The sequence below is a fragment of the Sphingomonas sp. SP5 genome, from assembly GCF_058313455.1.
Map to the genome: position 1 here is coordinate 486,558 of NZ_JBZFLF010000001.1, position 12,933 is coordinate 499,490.

Here is a 12,933-nt window from a genome sequence, read left to right on the forward strand (position 1 = left end):
TGCGGCCCCAGCGGGCGCGAAGTCACTGCGCCTCGCGGTCCGCCGTGACCTTGCCGTAGATCGGGCGGCTGGCCGTGGCGAGCCGCTCGCGGCCATCGCCCATCAGGTCGAACACCGTGATCCGGTTGGCGCCACGCTTCATCCACGGTGCGGGCGTGTACAGCGTATAGATCGGCCCGATCGACCAGAAGCGGCCGAGATTGTGCGTGCCGAGCCACACCTGCCCCTTATGCAGACCTCGCAGATCGAGGTAGGTGTCGGCGGGCGCGGCGACGGTCATCTCGCGTTCGTAGAAGCACGGGCCGGTGCACGGGCCGGCGGTCATCCGCAGCCGCGACAGGTCGTCCATCGGCAGGCGGTACATGCGCCATTGCTCCAGCGGCGCGCCGTCCAGCGTCACCGCACCGGTCAACCCCGCCTGTTCGGTCCGGATGGCACGCGAATAGTTCACCCGCCCGGTATTCTCGACCAGCACGTCGAGCGTCGCCGGACCTGCCGATCGCGGCAGGTCGATCGTTTCCTGCCCCAACCGGCGGTCGAGCGTGCCGACCAGTCGCTGGTCGACATAGACCTGTGCATAGCTGTGCATGCCCTTGAGCGTCAGCCGGCCGCCCTGCCCGCTCGCCAGGCCGACGCGATAGAGGACATAGCCATAATTCTGGCCGAGTTCCTCGAAGGTGAGCGGCTTCGCCGCGCGCACCGGCGCCGGCAGGTTGCGCCAGAGCGAGGCGCTGCGTCGCACCCCCGACACCGGAAACGTGACGGCGGCGCGAGACGCAGGCGTAGGCGCGGCGGGCTTGCCCGTCACGTCGGCGATCACCGCGGCGAGCAGGCCGTATTTGTAGCGCGGGTTGCCGGCTTCATCGAGCGGCGCGTCGTAATCGTAGCTGGTGGTATCGGGATGGTAATTCGTGCCGGTGTGCGAATCGGCGCCGTTCATCCAGCCGAACGAGGTGCCGCCGTGGAACATGTAGAGCGACACCGAATAGCCGCGGCTCAGCATATAACGTAGCTCGTCCGCCTCCTTGCGGCCGTCGGTCTCGTGATGGGCCTCCCCCCATTTGTCGAACCATCCCGCCCAATATTCGCCGACCATCCGCACGCCGTCGGGGCGGAACGCCTCCAGCTTGGCGAGCGCCGCCCTGGCGCCGCCCGATCCGAAATTGACCACTGACGGCAGGTTGGGCAGCGATCCCTTGGCGAGATCGCCGGCCTGGTTGGAGGTGAACAGCACGCCGTCGGCAAGGCCTGCGCGGCGATAGGTCGCCTCCAGCCCCTTCAGATACGCAGGGTCGCTGCCGAAGGCGCCATATTCGTTCTCCAGCTGCACGGCGATCACCGGCCCGCCGTTGCGCAGCAGCAGCGGCTGCACCTCCTGCCCCAGCCGGTGGATCCAGCGCTCCACCGCGGCGGTATAGGCGGGATCGGTGGAGCGCAGGACGAGGTTTCGATCCTTGAGCAGCCAGGAGGGATAGCCGCCGAGTTCCCATTCCGCACAGACATAGGGGCCGGGCCGCAGGATGACGTTCAGCCCCTCCGCCTGCGCGGCGCGCACGAAAGCGGCCAGGTCGTGCTGGCCGGCGAAGTCGTAGACGCCGGGACGCGGCTCATGCGCGTTCCAGAAGGCGTAGGTGGTGATGGTGTTGAGGCCCATCGCCTTCGCCTTGCGCAACCGGTCGCGCCAATAGGCGCGCGGGATGCGCACGTAGTGCATCTCGGCCGAGATCACCTGATAGGGTTTGCCGTCCATCAGGAAGCGCGTGCCGTCCACGGTGAAGCGATGCGGCGGCGCGGCCGAGATCGGCGACAGCGCGCCGGCGGCGAGTGCCAACGCCAGCATCGATCGAACACGTCGCATCATCGCCCCTCCCACAGGGCCTGTCACCGGCCCCCCGCTATCGTAACGCCCGGCTATTGTCTGACAAGAGATTTCTGCATGGCCGAAATGGCTGTTTGTAACGTTTTGCTGCTGTTGGAGCGGAACCGCCCGCCTCGCGCTTCGCCCTTGTCATCCAGGAACCGGGAGCCGCCATGAAGATCGTCGCCGCCGTCAGCCTCGTCGCACTGGCGGGCACCGCCACCGCGCAGACCGCCCCCCGGCCGGTGCTCGGTGCGCCGACCCAGGCGGAACCCTATGCGACGGAGTCGGTCGTCCATCACCCGCGCACGATCGGCTGGCCGGAGGGGCGCACGCCGGTCGCCCCGCGCGGCTATACGGTGGTGAAGTTCGCCGGCGGCCTCGACTACCCCCGGCAGGCCTTGCTGCTGCCCAACGGCGACGTGCTGGTCACCGAGGCGCGCACGAAGCCCAAGCTCGATGCCGAGCCGGAGGTACAGCGCGGCCAGGCACTCTCGCGCACCACCGGCTTCAGCGCCAACCGCATCACCCTGCTGCGCGACGCCGACCGCGACGGCGTGGCGGAACAGCGCTTCGTGCTGCGCGAAGGGCTGAACCAGCCGTTCGGCCTGCAATATGCGGACGGGCGGCTCTATGTCGCCAATACCGACGGGGTGTTGAGCGTCCCCTTCCAGCCCGGGCAGACGCGCATCACCGCCGCGCCACGCACGATCGCGACGCTGCCGGCCGGCGGCTACAACAATCACTGGACGCGGAACCTGCTGCTCAGCCCCGATTCCCGCACGCTCTATGTATCGGTCGGCTCCGCCTCCAACGTCGGCGAACATGGCATGGACGAGGAAAAGCGCCGAGCCGCGATCCTGGCGATCGATGTCGCCACGGGACGCGAGCGGCTCTACGCCAGCGGCCTGCGCAATCCGATGGGGATGGATTTCGCGCCGACCACCGGCACCTTGTGGACGGCGGTGAACGAACGCGACCATCTCGGCGACGACATCGCCCCCGATTACCTCGTGGGGGTGCGCGAGGGCGGCTTCTACGGCTGGCCCTACAGCTATTACGGCAAGCAGGATCCCCGCCACGCCAACGAACGGCGCGATCTGCTGACGACCACCTTGCTGCCCGACGTGGCGGTGGGGCCGCATGCCGCCGCGCTCGGCCTCGCCTTCGCCAAGGATCGGCCGGCGGACGGACAACTTGCCTATGTCGCGCGGCACGGATCGTGGAACCGGGCGGCGTTCACCGGCTACGACGTACTGGCCGTCCCCTTCGCGCAAGGCCGTCCTGCCGCCGCGCCACAGCCGTTCCTGACCGGCTTCGTCGCCGATGCCAGGAAGGGCGAGGTCTATGGACGGCCGGTGAGCATCCAGACGCGCAGCGACGGCGCGATCTTCGTGGTCGACGATGCGGGTGACACGATATGGCTGGTGCGCCGCGCCTCGTGACGCGCGCGTCCGTCGTCGGCGCGGCGCTGGCGATGCTGGCAGCGGGTGCCCCCGCCGCCGCGCGCGCGCAGCGGCAGGACGTGCCGACCATCGATACCGAGGATGCGACGCTCGGCTCGGCGGAAGTCGGGTCGGGCGGCTTGCACGGGCTCGCCACGATCGACCTGCGCAACGGCGATTACGCCCGCGCCGCCTATGACGACGACGATGCGGACCTTGCCCGGCTGCCGGTACACGTCGCACTCGGTTTCGCCGCGGTCTTGCGCCGCGGCGGCGACGGCGCGGCTACGGTGTTCGTCATCGGACAGACGTCGAACGGCTTTCACGCCCCTGCGGCGAACGAACGACGCGGCCCGCGCAGCTGGTACGAGAGCAACACGATCGTTGCCCTCGCCTGGCAGCCGATCGACGGGCTGACGGCGGCGGCCGCTTATGCCGTAAAGGTCAGCCCGAACGGCGTCTCCGCGACCACCCATGAGGCAAGCGTTTCGACGCGCTACGCCGCCGACGACGGCATCGGCCGCTGGCGACCGCAGATCGTCGTCACCCGGCGGACGCAGGGCGACGCCGGCACCTACACGCTCGTCGGGGTGGCGCCGGAGCTGCCGATCGGCGCATCGACGCTCGCCTTTCCGCTGTCGGCGGGGATCGGATGGGGCGGCTTCTACGCGCCCGGCACCGGCGATCGCCTGCACGCCAGCCTCGGCGCATCGTTCGAGACGCCGCTCGCGAAGCAGACGCAGTTGCGCGTGCAGGGCGTCGCACTGGTGCGCGATGCCCGGCTGGCCTCCCTTGATGCGCCGCGGGGCAGCGATGCACGGGTGATCCCGCTGGTGACCATCGCCGTCGTAAGCCATTGGTGATGCAAGGTTCGATCCCGAGGGAGCTTGCGGCCGACTGGATCGTTACGGCGATGACACAGGCAAAGGGACATGCACATCATGGCACGATCGGCTGAGAAGCGCGGCAAGGACGAAACCAAGGCCGCGGAGAAGAAGGTCGAGAAGACCGGCAAGCCCGCAGGCGGCGCCCGCGGCGGCATCACCGCGCCCGTCACCCCCTCCCCCGAACTCGCCGAGATCGTCGGCGACAAGCCGCTGCCGCGCAGCGAGGTGGTGAGCAAGGTGTGGGACTATATCAAGAAGCACGACCTCCAGGACGCCAAGGACCGGCGCCAGATCAACGCCGACGAAGCGCTGCAAAAGGTGTTCGGCAAGAAATCGGCGAGCATGTTCGAGATGAACAAGCATCTGAGCGCGCACCTGACCGCCAAGAAGGACTGATCGCAGCGCGGCGGCCCCCCGGCCGCCGCCGCATCACCGTGGCGACCGCGCCGTCGGGAGACAGGCGAGGAAGTTGGCGATCTCCCGCCGTCGCCGGTCCTCATCGGCCAGTTCGTCATCGATCCCCAGCACCCAGCGCGCCGCCCGATCGCCCGGCTCGGCATGCACGGCGTCGAGCAGCCCCGCGGTACGGCGCACGGCGTCTTCATCATCGGCGAGGCCGATCTCCACCAGCTCGGCCGCCTCTGCCCGCAACGCGCTGGCGATCTCCTCCAGCGACAGTTCGGGGTGGTATTGCACACCCCAGAACGTGCCGCGGCCACAGCGGATCTCCGCCGCCTGGACGCCGGTGACGGCATTTCCCGCAAGCAGCACGCTGGCGGGCGGCAGCGTTTCGACCTCGTCGCCATGCAACGCGGCCGCGTCCCACGCCGGCGGGCGGCCCTGCAACAGCGGATGCGTCCGCCCCGCCTCCGTCGCGGTAATGCGACGGGCGACGCCGGCTTCCATCCGGGCGGGCATCTTGCGCACCCGCCCGCCGGCTGCGGCGACCGCGATCTGCAAACCGGCGCACGACCCGAACGACGGCACGCCCGAGGCGAAGACGGCGCGCATGAACGCGAGCTGCCGGTCGATCGCGGCGCTGCGTTCGTAGACATGCATCGGCGAGCCCGTCAGGAACACCGCGTCGAATGCGGCAAGATCGTCGGCCGTATAGATGCGCGCATCCGCATCCGCCGGCGCCACCACCGCGATCCGCGCATCCGGCATCATCTGTCGCAAGGTGGCGGCATAGGTCTCGCCGGAGCTTTTCCCCGCCCGTTCGCGGCGCGCCTCGCGCTGTTCGGGCAGTTCGCTCTCGGCGACAAGATATTGCGGCAACAGCAGTTCCTCGATTACGAAGCGCGACAACGCGTCAGGCCGCCGCAAGACGCATCCCGGCTGGCCCGTGCCGCCTCGAAGCTGGTTGTGTGCGTTACCGCACGAAACTCCGGCACCGCTTTGTCGGTTCGATCGATCACCACAGGAAGGATGCCGCACGACGCGCGGATCGACAGCGAGCATGTGTGTCCGCCCGTCGTCGCACCGTTGGCGCGGCCCTCCGCCGAACCGGAGCGCCGTGCCATGACCAACACTCCCGTCCGCTATAGCGACGCCGTCGAACAGCCGATCGACAACGAAGAGCAGGTGCATCGCGATCTCATCGACACGATGCGGTCGATCACCGAAACCACGTCGAAGGATTATGGCCATGCGGTGCGCAGCGTCCATGCCAAGGCGCACGGCATCATCCGCGGCGAACTGGTGATCGCCGACGGGCTGCCCGCCGATCTGGCGCAGGGCCTGTTCGCCCGGCCGGGCCGGCATGAGGTGGTCATGCGCATCTCGACCAATCCTGGCGACATCCTCGACGATGCGGTATCGGCGCCGCGCGGCCTCGCGCTCAAGATCCTGGACGTCGCCGGTGAACGTCTGCCCGATGCGGCGGACGAAACCACGCAGAACATCGTGATGGCCAGCGCGCCGGCCTTCGCCGCTGCCGATGCCAAGGCATTCCTCGGCAGCCTCAAGCAACTGGCGGCGACGACGGACAAGGCGGAATGGGCGAAGAAGCTGCTGTCCGCCGCGCTGCGCGGCGTCGAGAGCGCGCTGGAGGCCGTCGGCGGCAAGAGCCCGACCATCGCGACATTGGGCGGCACCCCGATCACGCATCCGCTGGGCGACACCTATTACAGCCAGACGCCGTACCGCTACGGCGACTTCATCGCGAAATTCTCCGTCGCACCGGTGTCGGCGAACCTCACCGACCTTACCGGTGATCCGGTGAACACCTCGGGCCGGCCAGATGCGCTGCGCGAGGCGGTTCGCGAAACGATTATCGAACAGGGCGGCACCTGGGAATTGCGTGTCCAGCTCAACACCGATCTCGATGCGATGCCGATCGAGGATGCCTCGGTCGAGTGGGACGAGCAGGCAAGCCCCTATCGCACCGTCGGCCGGATCACCGTGCAGCCGCAGATGGCGCTGGGCACCGAACTCGCCGCGCAGATCGACGAGCAGACCTTCTTCAGCCCCTGGCATGGCCTCGCTGCCCATCGCCCGCTGGGGTCGGTCAATCGGTCGCGCCGCCAGGCCTATGAGATGTCGGCCGATTTCCGCGCCCAGTTCAACGGCTGCCCGATGCACGACCTCGCCGGTCCGCTGGCATCCAGCTGATCGGCCTCAAGCCCGCCGGACGGCTGAACCGATTGGCGTCCGGGTGGTTCTAGCCCCTTGAAACACCACGAGCCTCCGCTCGGGCAAAGCGTCGCCCCGGAGCCGAGACGGGAGAAACGATCATGGGCGACGTCAGCGCCGAAGCACCCTGGGCCGCCACGCTGGATCGCGGGGCCGGCGCGCGGGTCGCCGCCGATCCGATCGGCTTCGTGCCGGTCGACCTGACGGTAAACGGCACCGCGCATGCCCTGCATGTCGCACCCTGGACGTCGCTGCTCGATCTGCTGCGCGACGGACTCGATCTCACCGGTACGAAGAAGGGCTGTGACCATGGCCAATGCGGCGCCTGCACCGTGCTGGTGGACGGCAAGCGGATCAATTCCTGCCTGAAGCTCGCCGTGACGCTGGACGGCAGCGAGGTGACCACGATCGAGGGGCTGGGCGAGCCCGGATCGCTGCATCCGCTGCAGGCCGCCTTCATCGAACACGACGCCTTCCAGTGCGGCTATTGCACCCCGGGCCAGATCTGCTCGGCGCAGGGGCTCATCAACGAAGGGCGCGCGCGCAGCCGCGAGGAGGTGCGCGAACAGATGAGCGGCAACATCTGCCGGTGCGGCGCCTACACCAACATCGCCGACGCGGTACTGGACGTGCTGGGCACGGAGGAGAAGGCATGATCCGCTTCGACTATGCGCGCCCGAGCGACGTGGCGGAGGCGGTCCGCGCCGGTGCCGATCCGCAAGGCGCCTATCTCGCCGGCGGCACCAACCTCGTCGACCTGATGAAGGAGAATGTCGCGCGGCCGCTGCACGTCGTCGACATCAATCGCCTGCCGCTCGGCGCGATCGCGGACACGGAGGGCGGCGGGCTGCGGCTGGGGGCGCTCGTCACCAATGCCGATACCGCCCACGACGATCGGGTGCGGCAACGCTATCCTTTGCTGTCCTCTGCCATCCTGGCGGGCGCATCGCCGCAGTTGCGCAATGCCGCGACCAATGGCGGCAATCTCAACCAGCGCACCCGCTGCTATTATTTCTACGACGTCGACACCCCCTGCAACAAGCGCTCGCCCGGCGAAGGCTGCGGCGCGATCGGCGGGGTCAATCGCATCCACGCCATCCTCGGCGCGAGCGATCGGTGTATCGCGACGCATCCGTCGGACATGTGCGTCGCGCTCGCCGCACTGGAGGCGGCGGTGCAGGTCAGCGGGCCGGACGGCGAACGCACGATCGCCTTCGCCGATTACCACCGGCTGCCCGGCGACGAACCGTGGCGCGACAACAGCCTGCGCCCCGGCGAACTGGTCACCGCGATCGACTTGCCGGCGGAGGGGTTCGCCACCCACTACACCTATCTCAAGCTGCGCGACCGGCTGTCCTATGCCTTCGCGCTCGTGTCGGTGGCCGTGGCGCTGCGGATGGGTGAGGACGGGACGATCGTCCAGGCGCGCGTGGCGTTGGGCGGTGTCGCGCACAAGCCTTGGCGGGTCCCTGCGGCCGAGGAACTGCTGCACGGCCAGCGTCCGCAGGAGGACGCGTTCCGCGCCGCGGCAGATGCACTCCTGGCCGGCGCCGTTGGACAGGGCGAAAACGACTTCAAGATCGAACTCGCCCGTCGCGCGGTCGTCCGAGCGCTGCATCAGGCGGCGGCCGGCACGCCGCAGTCCCATACCGACAAGCGCATCGTCTGAGGACCATCATCATGAACGCACCCGCACAGGTCGGCATCGGCACCGCCATTTCCCGCGTCGACGGGGTCGAAAAGGTCACCGGCCAGGCGAAATACGCCGCCGAATACAATGTCGCCGGCCTGCTCTACGGCGTCACCGTCTCCTCCCGCATCGCCAAGGGGCGGATCGTCGCGCTGGACGAGGATGCGGCGCGCGCGGTGCCGGGGGTGATCGATATCGTCAGTCACCTCAACCGGCCCAAACAGGCCTGGCTCGACCGCAGCTGGAAGGACGAACTGTCGATCCCCGGCGAACCGTTCAAGGCGTTCCATGACGACACGATCCTGTTCGCCGGACAGCCGATCGCGGTAGTCGTCGCCGACACCTTCGAAGCCGCGCGGTTCGCCGCCAGCCTGGTCGAGGTGACCTATGAGGAGGAGCCGCACAACGTCGATTTCGAGGCGTCGCTGGCCGAAAAATTCCTGCCCTCCTACCTCAAGCGCCGCAACAACTACCATCCGCCCAAGGACCGCGGCGACGCCGAAGCCGCCTTCGACCGCGCGGAGGTGACGGTGGAAGGGGAATATCACCTCGCCACCGAACATCACAATCCGATGGAGATGCATGCCTCCACCGTCGAATGGCATGGCGACGGCAGCATCACCGTCTACGACAAGATCCAGGGATCGCAGGGCGACCAAGCCTATCTCGCCAGTGCGTTCGGGCTCGGCAAGAAGAATGTGCGTGTCGTCAACGCCTATGTCGGCGGCGGTTTCGGCTCGGGCCTGCGCCCGCAATGGCAGGTGCAGGTGGCGGTGATGGCGGCGATCCACCTCGAACGCTCGGTGCGCGTGGTGATGACGCGTGCGCAGATGTTCACCCATGCGCATCGTCCCGAATGTACCTATTCGATCAAGCTCGGCGCCGATCGCGACGGCAAGCTGAGCGCGATGATCCATGACGCCACGACGTCGACGTCGCGGTTCGAGAACAACATGGAGGACATCGTCGTCTGGGGCATGATGAATTATGCCTGCCCCAACGCATCGGGCAGCTACACGATCGCGCCTCGCGACACCTATACCTCCGCCGATATGCGCGCACCGGGCGCGGCGACGGGCATGACCTTGTGCGAGATCGCGATCGACGAGATGGCCTATGCCACCGATGTCGACCCCCTCGCCTTCCGCCTCATCAATTATTCCGAGGAGGATGCGATGAACGGCACGCCGTTCACCTCCAAGGCGCTGCGCGAGGCGTTCAGCGAGGGCGCGGCCCGCTTCGGCTGGGACAAGCGCACGCCGGAACCGCGATCGATGAAGGACGGCCGCGAGCTGATCGGCTGGGGCGTCGCCACCGGCATGTGGGATGCGCAATTCGCCAAGACCGCGGCGCGCGCCACGCTCTTTGCCGACGGGCGGCTGGAGGTCGCCTCCGCCTCATCGGACATCGGCACCGGCACCTATACGGTGATGGTCCTCGTCGCGGCCGACACGCTCGGCCTGCCGCCGGAGCGGATCGTCGCCAAGCTCGGCGACAGCGACCTGCCGGCCGCGCCGGTCGAGGGCGGCTCCTGGGGCGCGGCCTCTACCGGCGCGGCGGTGCAGCTCGCCTGCCAGGCGGTGGCGAAGCAGCTGCTGAAGGCGGCCGACAAGCTGGACGGCAAGCCGCTTGACGGTGCCCATTCGATCGACGACCTCATCTTTGCGGACGGCACGATCGCGCTCAAGTCCGCTCCCGAGCGCCGCGTGGAGATGGGTGACATCATGGCGGCAGCCGGGCTCGACACGATCGAGGCGGAAGAAACCGCCTCGCCCGGTATCGGCGACATGATTTCCATGGCACGCAAATCCCGCAACACCCACAGCGCGATCTTCTGCGAGGTGCGGGTGGACGAGGAACTGAACCAGGTCCGCGTCACCCGCGTCGTCAACGCGGTTGCCGCCGGCCGGATCATCAGCCCCAAGACCGCGCGCAGCCAGATTCTCGGCGGTGTCGTGATGGGCATAGGCATGGCCCTTCATGAAGAAACCTTCGCCGATCGCCGGTTGGGCCGGTGGATGAACCACAATTACGCGGAATATCACGTCCCCGCCCATGCGGACGTGGAGGCGATCGACGTGATCTTCGTCGACGAACCGGATTCCGAAGTGACGCCGCTGGGCGTCAAGGGGCTCGGCGAGATCGGCATCGTCGGCACCGCCGCGGCCGTCGCCAACGCCATCTATCATGCCACCGGCAAGCGGGTCCGGGCGCTGCCGATCACGATCGACAAGCTGCAGGCAACGGAGCCGGGCGGGACCTGGCAGGCCTGAACCGCCCGCCATCGCTTGCCAGCCCCGACGCCGAGGAACCGTTCATGCAGGAACTGACCCTCGCCGTGGTCGGGATCGACTTCGCCAATGCGGATGGCAGCAACCGCCGGTCGGAAGCGATGATGACGCTGCCGGGCGACACCGTGGCGCTCGTGCCGGAACCGCGCAACCGCCACGACGGCAACGCCATCGCGGTGGTCGGCCCACGCGGCGTGCAACTGGGATACGTCACCGCCGAACGCGCGCCGTATATCGGCGGCCGGATCGGCCGAGGGGAAGGCGTAACGGCGATCTTCCAGGGGATGGAGGGGAGCGTGGCCTATATCCGCGCCCGTTTCGGGGGCGGCACCCCGACCTTGCCGCAGCCGTCATCCCAGCCCGCCTTATCGCGTCCCGGGATCGAAACCAACGAGCCGCCCGTCTTCTACCCCGACGAGGATGGTCCCGAATGGGGAGCGTGAGCCCGATGGTGGCGTAAGGCGCGTGTGCAGCCTAGGAAAAAGCATGGAAAACCGACCCATCGTCCGCCGTGCGATCCTCGTCATGATCGCGCTTCTCGCCGTCTCGATGGCCGGCATGCTGGCGCTGGGCCTGGCGCTCTATCGCACCTGAAGCGCCTTACTCTTCGGGCGGCGTCATCCGTTCAAACAGCGCCATCAGGTCGCGCGCGGCATCGCGATCGGCAGGGTCGGCAAAGGCGACGTCGAGGGCCGGAGCCGCATCGAGCATGAAGAGCAAAGTCCACAGCGCAAAGCGGCGCGACCGGTCCGTCTCCAGCCCCAGGTCGACCCGCATGTGCTCGATCCCGGCGGCGAGCGCCGGAGGCGGCACCGCCTCGAGCTCGGCAGTCCCGAAATAGCGGCGCATCTGGTCGTCGAGGTCCATGCCCCGCCTGTAGCTCGCTCACGCCGATAAGCGAATGCGCCGTGCAGAACAGGGCGTTAACCCTTCACCGCTACCGTCGGCACCCGTCGTTTCGCGAAAGCCTGCCATGCCCCGCCGCATCCGCTCATTGCTGACCTCGCTGAGCAACGAGGTGACCGCGCATGCCACCAAGGCGGAAGCGATCGCCGTCCAGACCAACCTGCTCGCGCTCAACGCCACGATCGAGGCGGCGCGCGCCGGCGATGCCGGACGTGGCTTTTCGGTCGTCGCGCAGGAGGTGAAGAGCCTCGCCGGGTTGGCGCGTACCTCCGCAACCCGCTTTCGCGACGAGGTGCTGGGGCATCTCCATCACGGATCGCTGATCGCCGACGAACTGGCGCGCGACATCGAGGGCGGGCGATTGGTCGATCTCGCGCAATCGATCGCCGATACGCTGGCGCGGACGCTCTACGATCGGTCCATCGATATCCGCATGCTGGCGAGCGACTATTCGGTGTCCGAGGCGCTGATGCTCGATAGCGCCTCGGCGCGCAGCGAAGCACGCGCGCTGCACCGGCTGCGCACACTGCTGCAATGTTCGCCCTATTTTCTCAACGCCTTCATCGTCGATGCCGAAGGCGAGGTAGCGGTGTGCGCGCACGACAATGCGGAGGTGCGCAAGGTCAACTTCAAGGGCTATGCGCAATATCAGCGGGCCATGGCGGCACCGGCCGGCATCGACTGGATGACCGATGCGGTGTGGAAGAACCCCTGGTCGCACGATCGCTGCGTACTGATCTACGTCGCGCCGGTACGGGTGGAGGGCATGACGATCGGCGTCTGCTATCTGGAGTACGATTTCGAAGGGCAGGCGGCAGCGATCATGAACGTCCTTAACCGCACGGCGGCCAATGCGGTCGCATCGATCGTCGACCCGATGGCACGGGTGGTCGCCACCACCGGGACCTATGCCTATCACGCCCCCTACCCGCACCCGATCCAAGGCGATGGCCCCGCGCTCCGCGCCACCGACGGCCTCAACCTCGCCCAGGCGCCGGTGCGCGCCGAACACGGCATCAGCGGGCTCGACCTGCGCTGCGTCATTGAGGAGCATGTCGCGACCGAGCGGCAGATCGCCGACGCATTGCTCGCGCGCGCTGCCGCCACCGCGACCGACGCGAACACAGCGCAATAGGAACACCTGCTTAACCCGGTCCGCCGCGCCTTTCGATGCGAATAGGGCGCGGGCATGGCGACCCGCGATCGGCGCGGCTGCCGGCGG

The 12,933-nt window shown here is 68.1% G+C and carries 12 protein-coding genes; 9 read left to right on the forward strand and 3 right to left on the reverse strand.

Annotated elements, in window-relative coordinates; genetic code table 11:
• Positions 1-22: 22 nt before the first annotated feature.
• Positions 23-1,861 (reverse strand): glycoside hydrolase family 35 protein, encoded by a 1,839-nt coding sequence (locus AC4GY7_RS02205; RefSeq protein ID WP_491111767.1) that lies wholly within the window; start codon positions 1,859-1,861, stop codon positions 23-25.
• 170 nt (positions 1,862-2,031) lie between these two features.
• Between AC4GY7_RS02205 and AC4GY7_RS02210 the strand changes: the two genes are divergently transcribed.
• From AC4GY7_RS02210 to AC4GY7_RS02220, 3 genes are all read left to right on the forward strand, one after another.
• Positions 2,032-3,303, forward strand: coding sequence for a PQQ-dependent sugar dehydrogenase (locus AC4GY7_RS02210; protein WP_491111768.1), 1,272 nt, complete (start codon positions 2,032-2,034; stop codon positions 3,301-3,303).
• Positions 3,279-4,166 carry a hypothetical protein gene (locus AC4GY7_RS02215; RefSeq protein ID WP_491111769.1) on the forward strand — a complete coding sequence of 296 codons (888 nt, stop codon included), beginning with the start codon at positions 3,279-3,281 and terminating at the stop codon, positions 4,164-4,166. Before AC4GY7_RS02210 ends, AC4GY7_RS02215 begins: the two co-directional genes overlap by 25 nt.
• Positions 4,167-4,244: 78 nt before the next feature.
• The gene (locus AC4GY7_RS02220; RefSeq protein ID WP_491111770.1) at positions 4,245-4,586 is read left to right on the forward strand and encodes an SWIB/MDM2 domain-containing protein; all 342 of its coding nucleotides are present in this window, start codon (positions 4,245-4,247) and stop codon (positions 4,584-4,586) included.
• A 33-nt stretch (positions 4,587-4,619) separates the two neighbouring features.
• Here the strand turns inward: AC4GY7_RS02220 and AC4GY7_RS02225 are convergent, their stop codons facing one another.
• Positions 4,620-5,498, reverse strand: a complete 879-nt coding sequence (locus AC4GY7_RS02225; RefSeq protein WP_491111771.1) for a type 1 glutamine amidotransferase — start codon at positions 5,496-5,498, stop codon at positions 4,620-4,622.
• A gap of 213 nt (positions 5,499-5,711) precedes the next feature.
• Between AC4GY7_RS02225 and AC4GY7_RS02230 the strand changes: the two genes are divergently transcribed.
• The 5 genes from AC4GY7_RS02230 (at position 5,712) to AC4GY7_RS02250 (ending at position 11,248) form a co-directional block, all read left to right on the forward strand.
• Positions 5,712-6,803 (forward strand): catalase family protein, encoded by a 1,092-nt coding sequence (locus AC4GY7_RS02230; RefSeq protein ID WP_491111772.1) that lies wholly within the window; start codon positions 5,712-5,714, stop codon positions 6,801-6,803.
• Positions 6,804-6,925: 122 nt separating this feature from the next.
• Complete coding sequence (locus AC4GY7_RS02235; RefSeq protein ID WP_491111773.1) at positions 6,926-7,480, forward strand: (2Fe-2S)-binding protein; 555 nt, start codon at positions 6,926-6,928, stop codon at positions 7,478-7,480.
• Positions 7,477-8,493 (forward strand): FAD binding domain-containing protein, encoded by a 1,017-nt coding sequence (locus AC4GY7_RS02240; protein ID WP_491111774.1) that lies wholly within the window; start codon positions 7,477-7,479, stop codon positions 8,491-8,493. The genes AC4GY7_RS02235 and AC4GY7_RS02240 overlap by 4 nt, the downstream gene beginning before the upstream one ends.
• Before the next feature lie 11 nt (positions 8,494-8,504).
• Positions 8,505-10,787 carry a xanthine dehydrogenase family protein molybdopterin-binding subunit gene (locus AC4GY7_RS02245; RefSeq protein ID WP_491111775.1) on the forward strand — a complete coding sequence of 761 codons (2,283 nt, stop codon included), beginning with the start codon at positions 8,505-8,507 and terminating at the stop codon, positions 10,785-10,787.
• Between the two features lie 44 nt (positions 10,788-10,831).
• On the forward strand, positions 10,832-11,248 hold the full coding sequence (locus AC4GY7_RS02250) for an HIRAN domain-containing protein (protein ID WP_491111776.1): 417 nt from the start codon (positions 10,832-10,834) through the stop codon (positions 11,246-11,248).
• 157 nt (positions 11,249-11,405) lie between these two features.
• Here the strand turns inward: AC4GY7_RS02250 and AC4GY7_RS02255 are convergent, their stop codons facing one another.
• Positions 11,406-11,672: a hypothetical protein gene (locus AC4GY7_RS02255; protein ID WP_491111777.1), complete on the reverse strand. Its 267-nt coding sequence runs from the start codon at positions 11,670-11,672 to the stop codon at positions 11,406-11,408.
• A gap of 106 nt (positions 11,673-11,778) precedes the next feature.
• On the opposite strand from AC4GY7_RS02255, the gene AC4GY7_RS02260 reads away from it, so the two are divergent.
• Complete coding sequence (locus tag AC4GY7_RS02260; protein ID WP_491111778.1) at positions 11,779-12,846, forward strand: cache domain-containing protein; 1,068 nt, start codon at positions 11,779-11,781, stop codon at positions 12,844-12,846.
• The last annotated feature ends 87 nt before the right edge of the window (positions 12,847-12,933 follow it).